We start from the raw sequence: 20,312 nt of genomic DNA on the forward strand, positions 1-20,312 counted from the left end.
TGTTTCCAGCGATGATAACGAGATTCCACTTTCCCACTTCTTGCCATGACAGAAGGGCTTCTGTTTTGAAGTGGGAGCAATGACGGGCGATCCTACTTTGTGTTTACACCTGTATTCACATTGCGCCCTTCATTTATTTAGAAGTCATTGTTTAACATCATAATTATCAGAGATGACCTTAACCAATGCTTTCTAACAAGAGCATTCCTCCAGGGGGCTACTTCGGTAGCCCCTCTCTTTACCCTGCATGTAACGCTTTCGTTATAAACATGCAGACATAACGCGAAGGAAACGACAATGTTTCTACTTAATAACAAATCGCGTGTACTCAAGTATAAAAACGATGTTCTCACCGTCAATTCTCAGATGATTGAATTGGTGGCGCAGTATGCAGGTTGTGAAGTGTCCGACGTGATCAAGGCAATGGAAACGTATTTCCCTGACGAATCACCAGAACAGAAGCCAACCATTGATGATTTGATTGCACGTAAAGTAAAGGACTCAACCAAACAATGATTATTGATCTTGATACGCTGTTCCCACAGCGCCTGTCACCAACTGATATTGTCAGTTATGCCACAGACACTTTCGCCTCTGTGGAAAGCAAGATTTTTGCCTCTCTTCCTGCTGATGTTGAATGCGGCGATGTGGTGAACGCTTCCGGGGCCTTATACACCTCCGGCGCTGATGCCTTTGTGGTAGTAAGTGAATTTGTCACTGCTGGCTCTAACAAAGCCGTCAACGTCCTACGCTCTCCGGCGCGTGGCTCTCTTGTCTGCATTAAATCGGACAATCTCACTGCTGCTGATGGCGCACACGATGCCGCTGTAGCTGCTCTGGCTGCTCAAGGCTTCCAGATGCGTGAATTCTTCACCAGTTAATCAAGGAAGGAAAATAATAACATGGCTATTTTAGGTCAAACCTATGTGGATCTTTCTCCACTGTTCAATCTGAACCCAACACGTAACTATCTCCTTGCCTCGCTGGGGCTGTTCGACGGCGTGGGCGTTTCTTCTCATAAAGTGGCGGTGAGCCGTCTTGTTGAAGATAACCGTTCTCTGTTCAATTTGCCTACTGCAAGGTTCTCCAGCGAACATAACACCACGGCACGGCAGAACGGTAAGGAATATCTGATCGAGCTTCCGTATTTCCTGCGTGAAGACCAGATCACTCCGGCAGACATTCAGGGCAAGCGCAAGCCTGGCACTGACACACAAGAAACCCTCACCGATTTATTCACTGATTACACTCACAAGCACAGCGTAGCCTTTATGCGAACTCGTGAGAGCTATCTTGCACGTTCTCTGTTCTCCGGTACGGTGAACACGCCAAAAACTGATGATGTGCTGATCGACTTTGGCGACCTGTTCGGCGTAGCGCCGATGACAGCCACGCTTGATCTCACTGCTACAGACAGCAGCACATTACGTGCAATTGATGACATGGTGAGTCAGATCACTGAGGCGGCTCAAGGTATGGCGGCACAAGTGGAACGAATCATCGTATTCGCTAAAGGTGGATTCTATAGCGACCTGCGTTTCAGCCCTGCAATGGAAGCGGCTTTCCGCTACGTGTCTCCTCTGGATGAAAGCAACGTTGTTTATCAGCGTCGTGACCTTCTGCCAGGCGTGAGCACTTTCAGTATTCCAGGCTCAAACGTCGATGTGATCAAAGTGACTGATCCACTGTTACTTGCACAGATGGGTGATGCTGATGCTATCGCTATCCCGCAATTTGCGGCTGGCTCGAACGTTTACCAGAACATCTACGGCGCTCCGTCGAGCAACTTTGAACTTCTGGACGCTACCCCAGCAGAAACCTATAGCTGGAGCTATGAAAGCGAACGTGGCGACGTGGTGAACGTGATTTCAGAGAACAGTTCTCTGCCTGTGAATAACGGGTTGGGCTTCTCTGTCCACATCAAAGCCTCAGAATAATGAGCAAAGCGGCAGCCTGGGCCGCTGGAAATAATCAGGCGTATTAATGAGGGATGCTAACTAACCCACAGCGCAATTGTGGCTCTGGTGGCATCCCTTTTTTGTTTCCCCCAGAACAAGAGGAAAAATACAGGTGGAACTTATTCTTAAATCAAATCGTGGGCTACACGTTCGCCTGAAAGCAGACGATGCAGAGGGGCTTCTCAAGGTGAGCCAGCTTTGCGAGCTATTAGAGATTTCGTATACGGGCGTTAGAGCGCGTATTTTCCGTGGTGAGACTGTGGAACAGGCCGTTCATCACTTCCTTGATCAGAAAGGTGGTGGTGATGCTTGAAATAAATACCTCACGTATCGTAAATACCGTTACTTTCACCGTTGATAAACAAAGCATTGCCGAAGCGAAAAAGGCGGCTACAGACCTTCAAAAACACTTTGAGAAAATCGCCAATCCCAAAATTCGCTTCCAGGCTCAGAAGCAACGTAGACAGAAAGCCCGTGAACAAGTGGCAGATGCTAAAGCGGCTTCTCCTAAAACGCCTAATGACTTAAAACAGCAACATATTGCAGAGAAAGCGGCTAAAACTCAGGCGCGAGAAGCGGCGAAGATTGCCAAACGTAACGAGACAGCCGATCTCAAGTTTCGTAGTGCTAACCTCCAGATGAAGGGGATAGCTGGGAAATACGGCATTGATCCCGCTAAGCAACACCAGTTTTCCCGCTTCGCTAAGGAACAGACAGAGCTTTTCCGTAATGGTCAGATCAGCAGCGCGAAGTTAAATTATGAACTACGTGAAAGAATTGCTCTGTTGAGGCGCGAAAGTGCAGTCCAGGCCAAAATCACTGCATCCACTCAGGCACAAGCGGCAGCACTGAAACACGCTAAACGCACAGACTATAAAGGCGCGGCGGCTGGCATCAAAGAGCGTGGGCTGAACGTGATCGGCGGCGGTGCAGGTTTCATCGCTGGCACAGCGGCGTTAGCTGCCGGGGCTGGTGTGTTGGCCCGTGTCCGTGAGACAGCTACAGATAACCTCGACTTGGTGAGAAAAAGCGACAGCGTAAAGGTGAATCCAAACGCCGTTAAAGCGCTGGTACAGGCAAACCGTCAACGTGGTATTGATTCAAACTACGACACCATTACTGACAATTTCAAAGATGTGCGCGAGCGCCTCGGAGAATCCGTAACCAATAGCCAGTTCGATCAAAAGTCTGGTAAATGGAAGGGCGGTAACGGGGCCATTGACAATATCCTGAATCAGTTTGGCTGGAATAAAGCCGATATCGCTAAATATCAGGACAATCCCCTCGACTTCGTTCAGGCTGTCACAAACGAAGGGCAGCGTAGAGGGATGAGTGATGCGTCCCTGGGCCACCTGTTGGAAGACCTCGGTAATGATATGTCCTACCTGGTGCCAGTGCTCAAGAATAACGGTGCAGAGTTTACTTCCGTGCTGCAAAAAATGGTCGATTCCGGTCAAACCCTGAACGATGAACAGATTAAGCAGACATACGCCTACGGTGATTTATCTACGACATTGCAAGCGGTCAATAATGGCTTTAACCAGAATCTTACTTCCGGCTTCCTCGAAGGGTTTGGTAACGCTGGTAAGGATTTAGCGGAGAACACCGCCGCCCTGAACGAGACAGCAAAATCATTAGGCTCTGGGCTTGGAAACCTGTTAGCACAAGTGACAGGCTTCACGAAGGAAATCACTGATGATCTCAGCAAGTTTAACGGCTGGATGAAAGAAACATTCCCTTCACTGTACTCTGATCCTAACAAGACAGCGCCAGACGCTATCTACGATAAGGCGGTTAACGGTTCTGCGAATGCTACAGCGGATTGGATTCAGGATAAGACAGGCTTTGATACTCGAAGCGTTGGCCCCGCTATCATGGATTGGTTGGGTGTTGGCGGCGGTAATGCCGGAACAGCGGCGAATCAGTACGACCTTTCAGGGCAATCCCTGCGTGATAGTGCTATGTCTCTTGGTGGTGGTGCGCCAGCTTACACGCTGAATCCAACATTTAACCTGCAAGTGAATCCAGAAGTGGGGCTAACCCTGCAAAGTGATGTTAGTCGCTTGTCTGATTACATCGATTTCAACGCTAAAGCATCAGCAGCCAGTTTCGAACAGTCGTTAACGTTAGCTGTAAGCAGCGGTCAAAGCAGTACAGGCGGCTGATAAAACAAAGGGGCTTACGCCCCTTTTTTTGTTTCTTATTTTGTTGATTGAGCTAACACCGTTGCTGCAAGCTGTTTGGTTTTTTCGCTTGAGCGTGGATTATCGAGTGCCTTAGCTGCAACTGTTTCCATCACATCACTGGTGTGGCTGGAGGCGGCACGTTGAGATAGTGCGGAGGCTGCCAGCCGTTTTTGCACCTTTGAAGCATTGGGGTCGTTTAAGGTTTGACCAGCAACAGAAGCGATTTTACTTGATGTTTGCTTAGGATTCTTTGCCATGCTATCAGCCCTATGGTTGTTGGTGGTGGTCACATGTGGTGCTTTGATTTGTTATTTAACACTACATGTAGTGCTTATGTTAATCCGCACCGTTTCGCTGTGCAACGATGAATCAGTATTTCACTGGATAAATTCACAGTTGGCAAAACGTGCGGGATTTTATCCTGTTAAAGTGACTTTTCTATGATGTTGGTAGGTGATGATACTGGGTTAATTGTTCGCTATTTGTTCATAAATCACCATCTCAACATACCCGGCTAACTCTTCCATGCTCGCCCCCTGGGAGTATGTGCGGAATGCTTCCGTTTTGGCTTTCTGTTCAGTGTGTCCGGTGATACTGCCGATCCGTGTTTCCTGCACTCCTGCACGGTCTAAGCAGGTGATGAACATCCCGCGCAAGCTGTGGAAGCATTGGCGATCTGTAGCGGTAGGCAATACACGGCGGCGTAACCTGGTGAACGCTTGAGAGTAGAAAGGGCCTTTCTTACCGTCAGCTCGGTTAATCTTGTTAGCCTGTGGGAACAGGTATTCGCCGTAACTGTGGCTCATGTATTCATCGACTATCGCAGATAGCAGGGAGTGAATCGGCACATATCTGATCCCCGCTTTGGTTTTTGACTTCGATATGTAGAAACAGCGCACACCTTCCACCGTCTGGATCTCTGACTTCTTGAGGCTTGCGAGTTCATCAAGGCGGCATCCTGAAAACAGCCCCATGATTATAATGTTCCTGATCTCCGGCTCTGCTGCATCCAGTAGCTTTTGCATTTGGTCAGGCTCGAATGGTTGATAGCTCTCGATTGTTCGTCGTGCTTCGAGGTTGTGACCGTGAAACGGGTTATCTGGTGCTATGTCGTCGTAACCTCTCCGCGCATACTCATACAGGCTTCCAAGGCACGTTAGCCAGTTCTGCACGGTTTGAGGGGCTTTCTTGTCCTGCTGATTGATAAACATCGCCACTTGTGACCGTCTAATCTCCGTGATCTGAATGTCTGCACGGTCAAGCGAAGCAAGAAACACCTCTACGGCGCGAGCAGATTTAGCCAGCGTCGAGAATGAGCGCTTATCACTGTATTTTTCAGCGTATTGATCGCGGATAGCGGTTAACGTTGGCACTGTCTGGAGTGGGGCGCGTAGCGTGGTCTGCTTATGCAATCCGGCGATGGCGTTTTGTATGCGCCGTTCCTCCGTGTTCGGGGAATACTGTTCCTTTAGCGTCTTCCACTCGATCAGCATGTGATTGCGGAAGTGTTTAGCGGCGTTAAGGTCTTTGGTTCCCGTCGATTTCCGGTACAAGCGTTTCCCGCCGAAAATGTGCCGCATGTACACCGGAATGAAGATCTGAAACATCCAGACCCCTTCCGAAGTTGGATAAAGATAAGAGTGGCCCTTGATAGACATGAGAATGATCCTCTACAATCTCCGCTATCAACTACCAATGTTGAGATCTTTCGCGGCTCTTGGGCTTCTCTGTTCGATTCCCTTCGCCCGCTCCAGAATTCCCCTAACGTATTCATTCCTCAGCTTTTTTCTTATTCATACGTGACGGTGCTCGTGATCCTCCTACACAGGGGTCATACAGCCGATGGCGCAGCGTGATAATCTCTATCGACGTCCAAGCGGTATCTATGTTCTGCGGATCACCGTTCCGGTTCGTTATCGCGCTCTGATAGGGCAGCGTGAAATTCATGCATCTACCCGCACAACCCACCTTGCAAATGCCAGAGCTATTGCCGCGCGTTTGCTGGAGAAGTGGTATGCGTCTCTGGAAGAGTTCAGACAAGTGGATAAAGAGAAGATCAGGGGCAATGCCCCATTGTTGACTGGCGCAGGCAAAATCAGCCTGGCGTTGTTTTGCAATTCATTTGGGGTTGGGGTTGAGACTGTCGTCCAGCATCTTTTGGCAGCCAATGTGCCGCTGTATGCCCTTGTGTCGAACCAGCGTGGCTTTCTGATTGATGATTTCAGCACGCTTGATCGTGACCCCGATACGCATGGGTTCGTTTTGAATAACATTGCGTATGACGGTGCTGAGGCTGCGGTGAACGGCTATATGCAGCTTTACCAGCCGCAGTTTGCTCTTGTTGAAGTGCTGAACGGCCGAGAGGTCGAGGTTACGGCATTCAGGGCTAACAACGGCAATCCTCTTTCCCTCTGGTTGTTGGATTTACCCGGGGTGACGCTGAATGCAAGTTCTTTGTTCATCAACAACGTGCAGGCTGAAAAACTGCGTTGCGTCTGGGATAGAGCGCTTGCGAAATCGGAACCGACATCAACCACCACACCAAAAGCTTCTACAGTGCCATCAACAGCGCTTCCTGCGGCCGCTACCATGAATCCATATTGCAATCCGATGTATGCAAACATGACGGTTTCGGCAGTGCTGGAAGCGTTTCTGGTCTATAAAAATACGGGCGATATCAAGTTGGCCAGCGAGGGTAAAATTCGTTCCAGAATTGAACACTTCACGGAGATCATGGGCGATATGTCCTTGAGTGAGCTGGATCGTGATGTCGTGAAGGACTACGCCAACAGAATGCAGAATATGCCCGGCAATCTGTATTTGATGCGGCGAAAATACAAGATTTCAGATACGCATAAGCTGATTGAAACGGCGTTGGCTGATGGTCAGCCGGTCATGAGCCGAGATGCGATTGGCAGGCATATTGAATCACTGGGATCGATGCTCAAATGGGCGAAGAGCGAACGTTATCTTTTTGATAACCCTGCTGAGAATGTGCTGGCTCAGCGCCGTGTGATGGTGCGTGAGCAGGATCGCCGCGACCTCTTCACCGACGATGAACTAGTGCAAATTTTCTCGGCTGACTGGTTTAAGAAAGGCGCGGGAACGCCCAATCAATACGGACGTTATACAAGCTTTCGCCCGTTTCACTACTGGTTACCTCTGCTGGCATTATATGTGGGCGGGCGCATCAATGAGCTTTGCCAGCTTTATCTGACGGATATTCGCGAAGATAAAAACGGTGTTGCCTACATTGATTTTAACCTTGATGCGCCGGATAAGGTGATGGATGAAGAGGCGCAGGCTGGCGGCGATAAATCCTTGAAAACGGTGAATGCTATACGTCAGGTTCCCTTACATCCACGACTGATCGAACTAGGGCTACTTGAGTATGTGAATGCGTTGAAAGCTGCTGGGTATGATCGTCTTTTCCCTGAGTTGAAGCATAATAAAATCAAAGGATATCGCGCCGCAGCCTCCAAATGGTTCAACGAAAATTACTTTGGCAAAGTCCTTGGTTTTCCTCGTGACGGCAAGAAAACGTTCCATTCGCTGCGGCATACTTTCATCAACGCCGTAGACAAGTTTGAGAGCAATGAACGCACTATTGCGCAGCTTGTCGGCCATGTTCGCGGCAGCACCACCGCGATGACAACCTATCGTAAGGATGCCGATGTTGGAGAACAGTATGGCGTGATTTCGCTGCTTAGCTACAACCTGCCTGAGATTGCGCAGTTTGATACCGAGGCGGGTATTAAGGCGGTCAACGACGCACGGCGCAGACATAAATCATAGGATGTGCCAAACGCGCTAGGAAGCCCTCAGGCGCGTTTTTTATCAAGGGTAGTGGAAATTCATGGTGCGGAATTCGCGGCGCTTGCGTAGCTCGACTGGCGCAGCTAGATGAATCAGATGCAACCTTCAACAAGCAGCGACTTTCGGAACATTTTAACAACCTGAGGAGCACGGACGTTTATGGCGACTTACCGGCAGATTGCCGATGATGTTAAATCCCGAACGGGGAGAACAGTCAAAACATGTTGGATAGCGCATGTTAAGTCATTGCATGGGCTAACCCGCCGCGTATCTCCAAACCGCATTAACACTGAAAGCCGCGTTTATCCTTGCCCTGATAACTGGGTTGCGGAGATCGAGCAATCAATGAGAAATCTGGGCGAGCTTTAGCTTTACTGCGCAGATTAACTTTTGAGTCTGTTTGGCTCTATAAGGACTGTCTCGCCGCCACGGAAATTTTCGGACGCAATGCCTGAGATGGGAGCTTCCAAACCTAGGACTTCCACTTTCCCGCACCCAACTTATCCGGCTGCTTTTCACCGCGAACACGTTGAAGGTTAACAACGTTTAGTTCATGTTTGATTGAAAGGAACAGCCACCGACAAACACCGTTAGCGAAGGTATGTAAGCTGATAGTTGAGTTGCTATATATACAGTTATTAAGAGAACTGCATCCAGACCAGCAGGAATGCGGCTTCTTTCCTGCTGATTGTCACTTTTTTCTGGAATAGGGGAACGGGCCGCGGCTCAAACGTTGAGACGGCGTAAAGCACCTTTGACGGCGTTTTGTAGATCGTTAACAACCGCCAGATGAGAACTTTCTTTCCGCAGGAGCTTGTCACCGTTGACCATCATCCAGCTACGTTTACCCCTACGCCCGATGTTATCGAAAGAATGCAATCCGCGCTCGGCTGTTGCGTCGTTTACTTTACGAACTGCGTTGATAGCGGTAAACCGGAACATATCTCCGTCAGCCATCATTTCAGGTTTAATTGGTTTGCGAAATTTGAACAGGTGAGTGAGGGTTTCAAATCGAAAGCGCTGCATGTCGCTAAGACGGTGAAGAGAGTAGTGAGTGAGCGCAGCACCTTTTAACGTGACTTCAACACGAGCGCGTTGCTCTTCTACAGGTAGTTTCTGATCGTTGTCAGTGCGTTTGTGGTAGACCTGCCACGAGATGTTGTCCCACTTGTTACCAGTCCTGAAGTTTCGATATGGAGTGATACGTGTTCCGGGGAAAAGGTAGACATTTTTCCACGAAGCGGGATTGAATTGCCTTGGTCGGGTTCCGTTACTAAACAGGCTTGTCTGAAGCCGATAAGTCATTGTTCGTGTCGCTGATACTGACCGTTGTTTATGCCAGAAATCGCAGAAGACCTCGATGCCAGCAATGCGCGGTTCAGACGCAAAAGGAAAACGGTTCTCCATGCGGGCGAGCACTGCATTCAGCTTTACCGTATCGTTTGCCAGTAAATCCCTAAAACGAATCCGGAAAACATCGTTAGTCGTGCTTACCTTGGGTTTGATCCACTTGCTTACGCTGTTGCCCTGAGGTTGGGTGAGCAGTGATAACCTCGATATATATAGCCTTGCTGGTTCAACCCAGAGCTTTAATCCGGTGATTTCCAGTAGCTCATCTTGGACATAACGGTGCTGCGTTAGCCGGGATAAACTGACAGTGATGTCCAGCCAGTCGATCCCTGCTGAAACCCTAAAGAATTTGCGGTCTGCTTCGGCAGCTTTGTATTCTCGACTTTTCATGGTGCGACCTTATTGAACGGAACCTCAAACTGCCATCAGGGTAATTCGAACTGAGCAGATTTGAGAATGTTTCGAGCACGGTAGCACAACGGCTTTACGATAAAAACCTTACTTATCAATTAACTGCGTTCGTATTCTGAACGCAGTTATCGATGATAACCTAACGGTATGAGAACACTGTCGTTTTTCATATACAGAGGGTGCTTCGGCTCACCTGAAGCGTTTAAGACGAAGCACATAGTGTTGCAGATGCGGTGATATGCGCATCCAACGTGCAGGGAAGCTCCCTAGCGCGTTTTTTATCAGGGGTAGTGGATTTCATGGTTTGAAATTTGTGGCGCTCTCTTAGAGCGTCTGGTGAAGCAGACATAGACTTACAACAAACAGCCGCATTCTTGAGAATGCCATAGTCAGGCAGTAACAGTCGCGGGAGGCGGGGAATCTGATTAACGCCCGCAACCAATTGCTGCTTGTGCCTAAAGTCGCAGTTGATGTCGGTGATTACGGGTGCGGATGTGAACCGGTAACACCGGAGGCTTATCGCCTCTATAAGGACAATCTTGGCGACGCCGAAATTTTTGAACGCAATGCCTAGTGGTGATGTTGGCCGATCTAGGGCTTCCACTTTTTGCGCCCTGCCGACTTGCCCCAGAATTATACAAGGCGATCAGCGAAGCGCGATTGAAGCTGTAAAAGAAGAAATAATTCAATGAGCCGGATATAAATTCCTGCTTTATTTTTAGTGCTTAATACATTTTTCCATAAAAGAATCAAGGAAGTGATCTGTAATACCTTGAGGTTTTCTTCGTTCACATAAGGAATATAATTCTTCAACTGCGGAGTAAGGGAAAAATTTTGTATCAAGGTCTTTAAATTGTGGCATGTTGGCAAATTCGATTACTTTCGCTCTATAGTCATCTGGTGCAACGATAGTCCATCGAATATCTTGCAGTCGAGGAGCGAAATCACAAAATTGCTTCATTCTTGTTAAGCCACTCTTGATCCCTGTGCTGTGCTCAATTTCCATCACTGCGGGCATCAATTTACCATTTCTGAACCATATGCAATCTATAAGTCTAGCCTCTTTGATTGCATCATCATACGATTGTAGAACTCTTTCATGAGAAAGGCTGTCAATGACGCCGTCCATTTGTGCGATTGCTTTTCCATTATACGTCAAGCCGCGATCATTGGCTGCGACCCATGTTCTGTAGCCTAAGTGATGACCTATTTTTACAAGTGCTATTTGTATTTGAGCATGCCTTCTTGTTTCTTCAATAGACATACCTTCGACTGGACGCATTGATTCCAAATCAATGCTTTGATAAACCACTTCAGTTTTCATTTCTGAAATAACAATATTAGCCTTATATTCAGAAAGAATTCCGTTCTCATGGGGGGTATTAGGTATATAGATTAGATGCTTGTGCCCTTTCTTTACTGTTTGGCGAGTGTTTATGACTTCCAGTCGGTCAAGTTTGCACCAATAGAACGATGGCGTATGGGCGAGCAAACTTTCGATCACAGAACGAGTGTTATAGCTAGCACCGAAAACTCTATCGACATTGATAGGTGCATCCTCTTGAATGGCGTTCGCTAATCGCCATAACATTTGGCTGGAGATGCTATCAACTCTGGCGTTTTCAAAAGTTTCACCTTTCACTGGATTGAAACGCTTAATCCTAATTGGACCTTCCGGTTGCTGGATTGAAACAATAGCGATCTTCCCTGCATTGACTCCGTTTACATAATCAAACAGTCTGTTTTTGGGAAGGTTCGCTATTGCATTCACAAGATTCATTGCTGTTAGATTCATCTTTTATCCCTAAATGCTTTAATATTGATTTTGCAATTCCTTGCGCTGCGAGATAAGGAACGCCATTACCAACAGTTTTGAACATATTTGAAAGAGTCATATAAGCTGGTAGCTCAAAATCTTTCGGCAAAGACTGTATGGCAAGTGCTTCTGCTACAGTCAATCTGCGTGGCTTGTAGGGGTGTAAATGAACCTCATTGTTCCCATACGCAGCCGTTGGCGAATATCTCCAGCGATGAAGTCTCTTATATGATTTCTTACTGTCATCTCCTTCCGCTACTGCCATAAATCGAACTAAACCAGCTCGAGCAGTGAAAACATGTTTTGCATTAACATGTTCCGAAACATTATTCTTCTTGAACCAATAATTAACAGTAAGTTCTAAAGGGAGTGACTCTGGCATAGTTAATGATGAATCTATAGCGAAATCATTTGTAGTAGGCCAGTTGTAATCAAAAGCGCTGCGTTCAGGATATATCCTGCCACCCCATTCAAAGGATTTTGCTAACTTTTTATTTTGAAAACCAATTAATATAATTCGCTCCCTATCCTGTGGGGCGCCATATTCAATTGAGTTGATCAGTTTTTCATGCAGAGTATAACCCACATTCTTTAGCTGTTCTTTGAGGTGTTCAAAAAATTCTCGATGTTTGTAGGTGCGATATAATCCTTTAACATTCTCAAATAAGAAAAAGTCAGGTTTCATTTCGACAACAATATCAATGTAACTTTGAGAAAGTCTTCCGTTCTCACCGTCGCGGCCTTTGTTTTTACCAGCAACAGAGAAATCAGGGCAAGGTGGCCCGCCAATGAAACCGATTTGTCTTTTCTCCTTCCTTAGAGTCTTGATCGCTTCTTTTAGAGCTTTGTGATCAACGTCCTCTATGCTCATTTCGGCATAGCCAAAACGGGGGATAGGTTTGTTCATTACTGCCCTTGAATGCTTATAAGCATCCATAAACGGCGGGTGAAACTCATTCACAAAAGCCACCTCAAAACCGGAGTTTTCAAACCCCAAGTCTAGAAATCCTGAACCGGAGAAGAAAGAGAAAATGGCAGGTTTAAGTGTGGACATTTTTTACCTATTGATGGTCATCGAGTCATGCAAAAACACCCGACATCTTAACAGATGAGGGGGGCATTGCAACGGATAGCAGGCTGTGTGTATTCGATTTGGTGAGTGAAAACGTATTGCCGAAAGGCAGATAAGGGATAAGCGAATCCAACATCGTTTATCCCGAAATTCAAGAAGGTGAGCTGTCCTATCTTGTATCTTTTTGGGGGAGGGCAACTATGGAGTTCAACGGCTGCCAACAAACGACCGTTTTCCGGCACCTTTCAATCGTGTGCTTTCACACTGTTGGAAAATTAGCCTTGGCTTTTTTGGCAGGCCATCCTAAGTTGACACCGTTTTCTGGCAGGGGCCAGATGAGGAAACAACAATGGCGACTTTTGGCTACGGGCGTGTTTCGACATCGCAGCAGGATACTGAGAACCAGCGTCTGGAACTCGGGCAGGCTGGTTGGCAAATTGATTACTGGTATGCCGATGTTGTCAGCGGGAAGGTTCCGGCAATGCAACGTAAAGCATTTTCTGAAATGCTCAATAAAATACGCGATGGTGAAACGTTGGTGGTAGCGAAGCTTGATCGTCTGGGGCGTGATGCGATTGACGTCCTGCAAACGGTAAGGGCGCTGGCTGACCGTAATATCAAGGTTATCGTCCACCAGCTTGGCACGACTGATCTCACTTCCGCTGCGGGTAAGTTGCTGCTGTCGATGCTGGCTGCGGTTGCGGAGATGGAGCGTGATCTACTGATTGAACGCACCCAAGCGGGATTGTTGCGGGCTAAGGCAGAAGGTAAGACTCTGGGGAGACCTTCTAAAATCGCCCCACAAGACCGTAGAGCGATTGTAGACAAATGGAATAGCGGGATTAGTATCAGCGCGTTAGCACGTGAATACGGTGTATCCAGAGCGACTATTGCTACAGCCTTACCCAAGGTGGGTTAATTGATTACATGCTTTTTCGGCAAACATTATAAATGATGGCTTCAGCTTCTTTCGGTGTTTTACCCGCTAAGTCAGTATAAACCGTGTGGGCGATGTAGTGTGCAAACACAATGTTTTGTTCAGTAATGCCCGGTTTGCCTCTTAGCCCTTCTATTTGCTGATCAAACATAGATTGCGGGTCTTGATTATCTCTGCCTGCTGCAATGTTTCGGGCCATCGTTGCCCACGAATTACAAAGTGTCTCGCTTTTAGCACTGGTTAATTCGTTCTCCAGCACCTTGTCACCGGAAATTGCGTGTTGTGCCCAAGCCGAATTGTTGGCGATGAACTTCTTCGAATCGGTCGCGATACCGTATTCGATTCGAATGCCACTATCGTGATAGCTCCCGTCTGCATCTTTACTTGCTAACTTTAAAGAAATTCGACAGCCTGGAATTGTTTTATGATCCTTAACTGAAACAAACACAGTATCCGTGTCACAATCAGCAAAGCTATCATCGGGGTTAGCGTAAGTATTCGTTTTGATGAGCAGCCCAGTAAGGCCGTTTTTGTAGCCTTTTGCCGGCAGCATTTTGAAGGCGTTGCGATCACCCTTTTTGATCGCTTCCCGGAAGTGATCCATACCGATGCGCGTCGCCAGTTGATCAATACTCTCTGCTGCATAAGATGCAGATGACGCAGCTATTAACATAATGGTCAGCAACGACTTTGCTGAAAAAACGGGCTTACTCAGCCGTGTTTTTGACATGTTGTTATCCCTCAGAATCCACCCCTGCGGTGTCAGTTATCGAATCATAGACCATTGATTCAAAATGTCACCACTGGAGCGTGGCGCTTTAGTGGACATCTGCGCAAATTCAGGGAATGAAAAAGACCCTAAGAAAACTGTTTGGACAACGAGTAAAAGAGCTCCGCATAGCCACCGGATTGAGCCAGGAAGCCTTTGCCGATCGGTGTGGGTTTGCACGTAGCTATATGAGTAGAATTGAACGTGGTAGGTCTAATGCGTCTCTTGATGCGATTGAGGTGCTGGCTAACGCTCTGAGCGTTGAGCCGTGGCTGTTGTTATCGTCTGATTCATATGAAGATAACGACCCGGAACTTTTGGTTCCATACGCGGCTGATGGCTCGTGTTTTCATCCCGGTCTGGCAAGCACTCGCGATGGTTCATTCGGAGTGGGCGATAAGAGCGCTCAGAAGCGTTTTGGCACGTTTGCCGAAGCCCTTGAGTATCTCCGTAGCATGGAGACGGCAAAATGGCGTAGGCCTAATGTCAGTGGCAATTGGGGCATTGTGTCAGCGGTGCGTTGGGACAAACTGAGAAAGTGAAGTAAGTATAAGTTTATAAATTTTGGATGCTGTATTAATGAACAGTATTCTTTGGCAGAAGGTGAGACACCTATGAATCAGTCTTACTCTTCTATAAGAGCCGACAAAACATCAAAATCCAGGTGCGTTACGTAGGCGTTACAGTGGCGTTTCGCTTCAGCAATGGAGAGTGCTTTTGAAAAATAATCATTTAATATCAGATGATTGGCTAACGTCTCTGAGTGATCTTGAGTTACTGTCACTTCATTCCGAAATTTTAACCCAGTTGTGTTCTAGAGGTGTCATCCGCACCAAGAATAATCCTGTAGGTGACTATGCCGAATGGCTGGTTTCTGAGGCGCTAGGTATGACTCTTCTCAGCAATTCAACTGCTGGTGCTGATGCCATCGACACTGATGGCAAGAAAGTGCAGATCAAAGCGAGGAGAGTCACGCCGGATAATCCTTCCCGGCAACTGAGTGCATTGCGTAACTATGAAGCTGCCGATTTTGATTATTTGATAGCCGTTATTTTCGATGAAACTTACAACATTCTTGATGCCTACAAAATCCCACATGAAGTAATACGAGATTACGCTCGGCATAGTGATCACGTTAACGCACATATCGTTAACCTCAAGGGCGCGATTCTTACTGATCCCCGAGTTAGTTCCATCAAAGAAGACTTGATTGTCAGGAGTTCAGCTTCAGTCAATGAAGCGGCTATGCAAACCCTTCCACCCGAACCTATGGAAGAGGTTTTGAATCAACCAGAGAAGATAACGAGTAGTGTTACCCTGGTCAGCCTCCTTAAGGCTATTGGGATGGAGTGCTTCGTAAACTATTACCATCATTTTGCCGATTCAAATTTATCAAGCGCTGATATCATTGAGCAAATGCACTCACGTGAGGGTTATACAGAGAAAAGTTGCCGGGGCCGTCTCAGTAAAGCGCGAAAAGTGATCAGGGATGGTTTAAGTATTGAGGCTTTGGCGTTGATCGCTGACTCTGGGCGAATACAAGATTCTGTCAGAAGTGACGCGCTAAAACTTATCAGCGTTCTGGAGTGAAACGGTTTGCAAAATGTTGTAGTTCCTCCTACAAAACCGTCCTACAATGCATCAAGTTTTTGTTAATAAATCCATGGGATTACGAGATCTTTGGAGCGGGGGTGATTTCCCTTCGCCCGCTCCAGATCTCTCCCCTTGTGGAGAAGCCTTAAAAGCCTTCTCTATCAGCAACTTAAATAGTTACCTATTTTAGTCGCCTATGGGTTCTACCATTGTGATCCGCCCTTGGTAACTGTCACGCTAAGTTACATGGTGAGATGACAGTATAACTTAGCGTTGGCGGCAGTTGCATCCTCACACCGCGATAGTAAAACGTGAAGAAAAAGCCCACCTTGGCATTGTTATGTCATCGACAGACTGATCACTCGCATTTAAGCCCGATGTGCGGCCTTGTGGCTGCGTAAACAGGTGAATAGTGGTAATGCCCCGGTAGCTAAAGATCCGGCTCTGCCAGCGCTTCGCTCACGCTCCTAACGGTACACGAGCACCCTGATAAGGTGTGATCCTTCTGACAATCTGATGAAGTCGCTACTCTCCGCTTGTCTCCTTACCACTAACGGGGCTTTTTGGCTGCTATGGCTTTTATAAGCGTTTACTCAGAGCGGCTAACACCCAGCCGAAATGAGTAACAGAGTAGAGAGAGTTATCAGTCAGGAGAGCGAGGTAAAGCAATGCGGTGATGATACTGATGATGACACCAGAAACTAAGACGTAACGTAATGAAAAACCACGCATTGAAGAACTCCTCATCAAGTAGATGAAAGAAGTTTAGAACTAATTTACGTGATTGGTCAATAGGTGTGGCATTTTATCAACTATATTACACTATTGTTTTGGTGTCAAGCACTAACTCGGAAGATTAATTTTTAACATAATAACAATGGGTTGGATGGTAAATGCTCATTTTCTCTCATGCAAAAAATAAAATCTCTGGGCGCTAAACTCAGACTGTCAGAGAGAAGAATTTCCTCATTTCCATTCTGTCCGAGCTGCTTCTGCCAAATATCGAGTTTTACGCCACTGTAAACCCAGCATACCTGAATTCTGGTGGTGTGTACGTCCTACGCAGTTTTGATTGGACAGGGCATGATTTTTTTTAAAATTATCGCTATTGGAGATGTTTTATGCTGAAGTTATTTTATTCTTTGCCATTATTTATTGATTAAATCACCTAAAGTTGGATTCGCCCGATGAATGGACTGATGTTATTAACTGTGTTGTTAGTGCTTTATCTCATTCCTTCCGTCATAGCTTACAGAAGATGGCACAGAAATTTTAAAGCGATCTTTGCATTAAACATCCTTTTAGGATGGACATTTTTGGGCTGGATCGTTTGCTTAGTATGGTCTTTCACATCGGATACTGAACATAAAGTTGGTGCTGATGAGACTACTAAAGCAATCGAGAAAAAATATTTCGTGGTCAGTGCTGACACCAGAGAACGGATCCAAGGGTTTTACACTGATGATGGAGCCTTGAAAAGTATTGATGAAAATGGTTTCACAGTTTCAAATGTGAGTAAGAATGCCGAGGGTGGTATGGATTTCATTGTGGATGTACCTAACTAAGTCTGACCATGAGCTTCCGTTCCGTGACATTGGCTGCTATAAAGATTTTTGCGGCCTTTGTCACTTACGGATCATTCTAAGTTGTGGGCTGATGGCTAAAGCTATCGTCCAATGACGGTTATAATCCAGTCTTTCTCCCGCTGTGTTAGCTCAAGTTTGTTCACACGCGTTAAAAATGTATTGATCACCTGAATGTCAGAATCAGTGATCCGTTTTAATAGGTCGGAAGGAATTCCCTTGCTAACAATCGCTTTGCGGTGGCTGTCGTAGTTTTTGTTACTCATCATCAGTCCTCAAAGGTCATTGTGTGGCGGCATTGAGCGCTGGCAGCCACTTTTACTTGCTCACTTCTAACTGCGTTCTCGTAGAGGCAAATCTTACCATCAGATGTTTCGATTTCGTCACTAAGAATCAGGGTTATCTGTGTGGCATTCGCCAGGGCTGGTAACAGCGCCAGCGTTAGAACAAGCAAGCGTTTCATGCGCGTGTCCCTCTCTTGATCCCTGTTGAATACTTCGTTCGTAGTGCGTCTACTTTGGCCTGTGTGATCCCCAGGTAGGCGCGTGTGTGCTCGGTGGAGCGATGCCCCAACATTTTACTAATTACCTCCAGATCTTCGCCATGGGCATGGGCGATAGCCGCCACTGTCTTACGTGCGCTGTGCATGGCGATCACTGCGTCCTGTGGAAGTAGGCCGCGCATCTTGAGTTTGTCCACTGCATACTGAATCTCTGCATGGATTTTGGAACGGCTGATCGGCTTACCTTTGCTCCGGTTGCTGTCATTCTGGAATACATACAGATTTTCCCCGCGCTCGTTGTAGCGAGCCTTGAGTACCTCCCGCGCTGTCTCCGTCAATTCTACTTCTACCGCTTCCTTGGTCTTGTCCTGGGTGATGCGTAGCACCTTGCTACCAATATCCAGTTCATCCCAGCGCCAGGAACGCATATCTACGCCGCGAAGCTGTGTCTCTACTCCTATAAGGAAGAGATCCGCCACTGTCTGGCTCTTCTTCGCGATTTCTTCCACTACCAGAGCCACCTGATCGGCGCTCTCAAGTCCGTCTGTACGTTTTGCACCCTTGCTGATTGCCATTCTCTTACCTCCTTAATCTGTTTCATAGTGTAAATATTGATCAAAAACAGATAGATAACAAGATCAATTTTCACTTATTTGCATAAATGTCTTATTCGTGGAGTGGAGTTTCAAGGGTATTAAGTGGCATTAAACGCGATTAAACCCGCTTTAGGGGAAGCGCGGTTGCTTGAGTCGCTTAACGGACTAAAGCCAGGCCCCCGATCTGGTGGATTCTTGAGTGCCAAATATCATATTGATTTATAAAGATTTTATTTTTGTTTCTCTTGTTTCGTGGAAAACACTTCTTGTCAACTTATTTATTTTCACCGTGGCTTTTAGCCCCAGGAACAGCCGAAAAAAGGCGATAAAATCGAGGTTGACCATAAGTTGTTGTTTCTACTGCAAGATGAATAGGACAGATAACCTGAATGTCCTAACGATGCGCGATATTGCACGTTAAATGAGAGGGGTTCTCATTTGTGGCGATGCGATCTGATTTGATGATAATTATTCTCAACAACGGCGATTTTGGCATGAAAATCGAATTGTTACATTATAACAAAAAGTCGTTAAGCAAATTGCACCTATCATGAAAGTGTTCATTGTGGACAATGATCGCTGTGAGCCGCATGGTGCAAGAGATTGTGTAAAGTGGGTGATAGTTGCATTTGAAACTACCTTGGCGGGTTTGGCACCTTTACCCCGCATCAATGGTGCTTCTTTAACTGCGAATTACCAGCGGGTTTACCGTTATTAACCACCGCTTTAGTAGGATTAATCTTAGCATGATGATATACGGGAAAAACCCGGATGTTCGGGTATGGGATAACTTGATACACGGGAAAAACCCCAGTGTCCAAGATTAATGCACGGGAAAAACCCCAGTATCAGGCACTCATACCAGGGAAAAAACCGTCCAATAGAAAGAGATTTTAGAAATCGATTCTAAAGAAAGAGATTTCTAAAAGATCTGTGGTATTGCGCTTGTCGCAAAGATCATTTGCTGGCGGCAGTTCGCCGTCACTCAAGGGGAAATGTCCTGGTACGCCGCTTGATGGCTTCCCGGACACCCTCGTTCCGCTCATACCACAGCAAAGCGTTACTCTTTACCTTCTGGACTCGTGCAAACTTCGTTACTGACGAGAGTCAGGCACGAACGATTATTTGCCATCGGCAAGAGATCGCTTTCGCCGTGGGCGAATACCATTGCGCTGTGCGCGGTATATAACCATGTACCCAACCATCTGACGATGATTGACCACATGCTAACTCTACCTAACGACAATTAACCTTCCTACGTCCTACCGTCCATAGTCATGCTAATTCTCGAAGGTAGAGCGGCTAAAGTTCACTTTCACCGTGCTATGGTTCAGTTCACTAAGCCTCAATCCAATACCAACGCCTACCATCCTGATAACTAACGTTATCCGTCAGTAGTTGTGCTATTGGTTTCGGGAGTAAGTGCCAGAGGTGCGCCATACGTCACCAGAACGCACAGGAAGCCCGTAGAGCGATTTAAAGAGGGTAGATGGTGCAAAGGTAGCCTGAGGGCGTCAGAACGTCGCAAAGAGCGCTACAGGTTGTTTGGCGTGATTCTTATGGCTATCTTCTCTGGTGGCAAGTTCTACCATAAATTTCGCCTGACTGCAATTATCTGTTTTTGGCACAAAGAGCACTAATCGCAAAGCAAAAATGTAATTCGTTGAAAATGATCAAAAATATTTAACGAAATCACCGTTTGGGTATTGACAAACGTTAGTGA

General features: G+C 46.8%; 18 protein-coding genes and 2 pseudogenes. 10 read left to right on the forward strand and 10 right to left on the reverse strand.

Going from position 1 to position 20,312, the window contains the following annotated elements:
• Positions 1-297: 297 nt before the first annotated feature.
• The 5 genes from CJP72_RS12820 (at position 298) to CJP72_RS12840 (ending at position 4,123) form a co-directional block, all read left to right on the forward strand.
• The gene (locus tag CJP72_RS12820) at positions 298-516 is read left to right on the forward strand and encodes a hypothetical protein (RefSeq protein WP_162381671.1); all 219 of its coding nucleotides are present in this window, start codon (positions 298-300) and stop codon (positions 514-516) included.
• Positions 513-881: a hypothetical protein gene (locus CJP72_RS12825; RefSeq protein WP_162381673.1), complete on the forward strand. Its 369-nt coding sequence runs from the start codon at positions 513-515 to the stop codon at positions 879-881. Before CJP72_RS12820 ends, CJP72_RS12825 begins: the two co-directional genes overlap by 4 nt.
• 21 nt (positions 882-902) lie before the next feature.
• The gene (locus CJP72_RS12830; RefSeq protein WP_162381675.1) at positions 903-1,937 is read left to right on the forward strand and encodes a major capsid protein; all 1,035 of its coding nucleotides are present in this window, start codon (positions 903-905) and stop codon (positions 1,935-1,937) included.
• 133 nt (positions 1,938-2,070) lie between these two features.
• On the forward strand, positions 2,071-2,271 hold the full coding sequence (locus CJP72_RS12835) for a hypothetical protein (protein ID WP_162381677.1): 201 nt from the start codon (positions 2,071-2,073) through the stop codon (positions 2,269-2,271).
• The gene (locus tag CJP72_RS12840; protein ID WP_162381678.1) at positions 2,264-4,123 is read left to right on the forward strand and encodes a hypothetical protein; all 1,860 of its coding nucleotides are present in this window, start codon (positions 2,264-2,266) and stop codon (positions 4,121-4,123) included. Before CJP72_RS12835 ends, CJP72_RS12840 begins: the two co-directional genes overlap by 8 nt.
• 35 nt (positions 4,124-4,158) lie before the next feature.
• Here the strand turns inward: CJP72_RS12840 and CJP72_RS12845 are convergent, their stop codons facing one another.
• On the reverse strand, positions 4,159-4,401 hold the full coding sequence (locus CJP72_RS12845; RefSeq protein WP_053894008.1) for a hypothetical protein: 243 nt from the start codon (positions 4,399-4,401) through the stop codon (positions 4,159-4,161).
• 210 nt (positions 4,402-4,611) lie between these two features.
• Complete coding sequence (locus tag CJP72_RS12850; protein WP_162381680.1) at positions 4,612-5,802, reverse strand: tyrosine-type recombinase/integrase; 1,191 nt, start codon at positions 5,800-5,802, stop codon at positions 4,612-4,614.
• 184 nt (positions 5,803-5,986) lie between these two features.
• On the opposite strand from CJP72_RS12850, the gene CJP72_RS12855 reads away from it, so the two are divergent.
• The gene (locus CJP72_RS12855) at positions 5,987-7,939 is read left to right on the forward strand and encodes a site-specific integrase (protein WP_162381682.1); all 1,953 of its coding nucleotides are present in this window, start codon (positions 5,987-5,989) and stop codon (positions 7,937-7,939) included.
• A 747-nt stretch (positions 7,940-8,686) separates the two neighbouring features.
• On the opposite strand, the gene CJP72_RS12860 is transcribed toward CJP72_RS12855, so the two are convergent.
• From CJP72_RS12860 to CJP72_RS12870, 4 genes and pseudogenes are all read right to left on the reverse strand, one after another.
• A complete protein-coding gene (locus tag CJP72_RS12860; protein WP_162381684.1) occupies positions 8,687-9,700 on the reverse strand; it encodes a hypothetical protein in 1,014 nt (337 codons plus the stop codon).
• 146 nt (positions 9,701-9,846) lie between these two features.
• Positions 9,847-9,945 (reverse strand): annotated as a pseudogene (locus CJP72_RS25540) (DUF1643 domain-containing protein); the annotation flags it as partial.
• Between the two features lie 494 nt (positions 9,946-10,439).
• Positions 10,440-11,516 carry a restriction endonuclease gene (locus tag CJP72_RS12865; protein ID WP_238340063.1) on the reverse strand — a complete coding sequence of 359 codons (1,077 nt, stop codon included), beginning with the start codon at positions 11,514-11,516 and terminating at the stop codon, positions 10,440-10,442.
• Positions 11,452-12,591 carry a DNA cytosine methyltransferase gene (locus CJP72_RS12870; RefSeq protein ID WP_162381686.1) on the reverse strand — a complete coding sequence of 380 codons (1,140 nt, stop codon included), beginning with the start codon at positions 12,589-12,591 and terminating at the stop codon, positions 11,452-11,454. The genes CJP72_RS12865 and CJP72_RS12870 overlap by 65 nt, the downstream gene beginning before the upstream one ends.
• A 367-nt stretch (positions 12,592-12,958) precedes the next feature.
• On the opposite strand from CJP72_RS12870, the gene CJP72_RS12875 reads away from it, so the two are divergent.
• Entirely contained in the window at positions 12,959-13,528 is a 570-nt protein-coding gene (locus tag CJP72_RS12875; RefSeq protein ID WP_162381688.1) for a recombinase family protein, read from the forward strand.
• Positions 13,529-13,787: 259 nt separating this feature from the next.
• Here CJP72_RS12875 and CJP72_RS12880 read toward each other — a convergent pair.
• A pseudogene (locus tag CJP72_RS12880) lies at positions 13,788-14,276 on the reverse strand (hypothetical protein); the annotation flags it as partial.
• Between the two features lie 116 nt (positions 14,277-14,392).
• Between CJP72_RS12880 and CJP72_RS12885 the strand changes: the two are divergent.
• The 3 genes from CJP72_RS12885 to CJP72_RS12895 all read left to right on the forward strand — a co-directional run bounded on the left by CJP72_RS12885 (position 14,393) and on the right by CJP72_RS12895 (position 17,473).
• A complete protein-coding gene (locus tag CJP72_RS12885) occupies positions 14,393-14,857 on the forward strand; it encodes a helix-turn-helix domain-containing protein (RefSeq protein ID WP_162381690.1) in 465 nt (154 codons plus the stop codon).
• 169 nt (positions 14,858-15,026) lie between these two features.
• Positions 15,027-15,905 (forward strand): DUF6998 domain-containing protein, encoded by an 879-nt coding sequence (locus CJP72_RS12890; protein ID WP_342212305.1) that lies wholly within the window; start codon positions 15,027-15,029, stop codon positions 15,903-15,905.
• A gap of 1,190 nt (positions 15,906-17,095) precedes the next feature.
• Positions 17,096-17,473, forward strand: a complete 378-nt coding sequence (locus CJP72_RS12895; protein ID WP_162381693.1) for a superinfection immunity protein — start codon at positions 17,096-17,098, stop codon at positions 17,471-17,473.
• A 101-nt stretch (positions 17,474-17,574) separates the two neighbouring features.
• On the opposite strand, the gene CJP72_RS12900 is transcribed toward CJP72_RS12895, so the two are convergent.
• From CJP72_RS12900 to CJP72_RS12910, 3 genes are read right to left on the reverse strand one after another with little or no spacing between them, the layout of a single operon-like run.
• A complete protein-coding gene (locus CJP72_RS12900) occupies positions 17,575-17,760 on the reverse strand; it encodes a hypothetical protein (RefSeq protein ID WP_238340064.1) in 186 nt (61 codons plus the stop codon).
• Positions 17,760-17,954: a hypothetical protein gene (locus tag CJP72_RS12905; RefSeq protein ID WP_162381695.1), complete on the reverse strand. Its 195-nt coding sequence runs from the start codon at positions 17,952-17,954 to the stop codon at positions 17,760-17,762. Before CJP72_RS12905 ends, CJP72_RS12900 begins: the two co-directional genes overlap by 1 nt.
• On the reverse strand, positions 17,951-18,568 hold the full coding sequence (locus CJP72_RS12910) for a tyrosine-type recombinase/integrase (RefSeq protein ID WP_162381697.1): 618 nt from the start codon (positions 18,566-18,568) through the stop codon (positions 17,951-17,953). Before CJP72_RS12910 ends, CJP72_RS12905 begins: the two co-directional genes overlap by 4 nt.
• Between the last annotated feature and the right edge of the window lie 1,744 nt (positions 18,569-20,312).

It is taken from the genome of Citrobacter sp. NCU1 (genome assembly GCF_010231475.1).
Lineage (GTDB): Bacteria > Pseudomonadota > Gammaproteobacteria > Enterobacterales > Enterobacteriaceae > Citrobacter_D.

What these genes read in the sequence shown, in the direction of transcription:
- CJP72_RS12895 (WP_162381693.1), top strand. Translation starts at nt 17,096, where the DNA reads ATGAATGGACTGATGTTATTAACTGTGTTGTTAGTGCTTTATCTCATT.
- CJP72_RS12860 (WP_162381684.1), bottom strand. Translation starts at nt 9,700, where the DNA reads ATGAAAAGTCGAGAATACAAAGCTGCCGAAGCAGACCGCAAATTCTTT.
- CJP72_RS12910 (WP_162381697.1), bottom strand. Translation starts at nt 18,568, where the DNA reads ATGGCAATCAGCAAGGGTGCAAAACGTACAGACGGACTTGAGAGCGCC.
- CJP72_RS12820 (WP_162381671.1), top strand. Translation starts at nt 298, where the DNA reads ATGTTTCTACTTAATAACAAATCGCGTGTACTCAAGTATAAAAACGAT.
- CJP72_RS12875 (WP_162381688.1), top strand. Translation starts at nt 12,959, where the DNA reads ATGGCGACTTTTGGCTACGGGCGTGTTTCGACATCGCAGCAGGATACT.
- CJP72_RS12830 (WP_162381675.1), top strand. Translation starts at nt 903, where the DNA reads ATGGCTATTTTAGGTCAAACCTATGTGGATCTTTCTCCACTGTTCAAT.
- CJP72_RS12885 (WP_162381690.1), top strand. Translation starts at nt 14,393, where the DNA reads ATGAAAAAGACCCTAAGAAAACTGTTTGGACAACGAGTAAAAGAGCTC.
- CJP72_RS12845 (WP_053894008.1), bottom strand. Translation starts at nt 4,401, where the DNA reads ATGGCAAAGAATCCTAAGCAAACATCAAGTAAAATCGCTTCTGTTGCT.
- CJP72_RS12905 (WP_162381695.1), bottom strand. Translation starts at nt 17,954, where the DNA reads ATGAAACGCTTGCTTGTTCTAACGCTGGCGCTGTTACCAGCCCTGGCG.
- CJP72_RS12850 (WP_162381680.1), bottom strand. Translation starts at nt 5,802, where the DNA reads ATGTCTATCAAGGGCCACTCTTATCTTTATCCAACTTCGGAAGGGGTC.
- CJP72_RS12840 (WP_162381678.1), top strand. Translation starts at nt 2,264, where the DNA reads ATGCTTGAAATAAATACCTCACGTATCGTAAATACCGTTACTTTCACC.
- CJP72_RS12825 (WP_162381673.1), top strand. Translation starts at nt 513, where the DNA reads ATGATTATTGATCTTGATACGCTGTTCCCACAGCGCCTGTCACCAACT.
- CJP72_RS12855 (WP_162381682.1), top strand. Translation starts at nt 5,987, where the DNA reads ATGGCGCAGCGTGATAATCTCTATCGACGTCCAAGCGGTATCTATGTT.
- CJP72_RS12865 (WP_238340063.1), bottom strand. Translation starts at nt 11,516, where the DNA reads ATGAATCTAACAGCAATGAATCTTGTGAATGCAATAGCGAACCTTCCC.
- CJP72_RS12870 (WP_162381686.1), bottom strand. Translation starts at nt 12,591, where the DNA reads ATGTCCACACTTAAACCTGCCATTTTCTCTTTCTTCTCCGGTTCAGGA.
- CJP72_RS12900 (WP_238340064.1), bottom strand. Translation starts at nt 17,760, where the DNA reads ATGATGAGTAACAAAAACTACGACAGCCACCGCAAAGCGATTGTTAGC.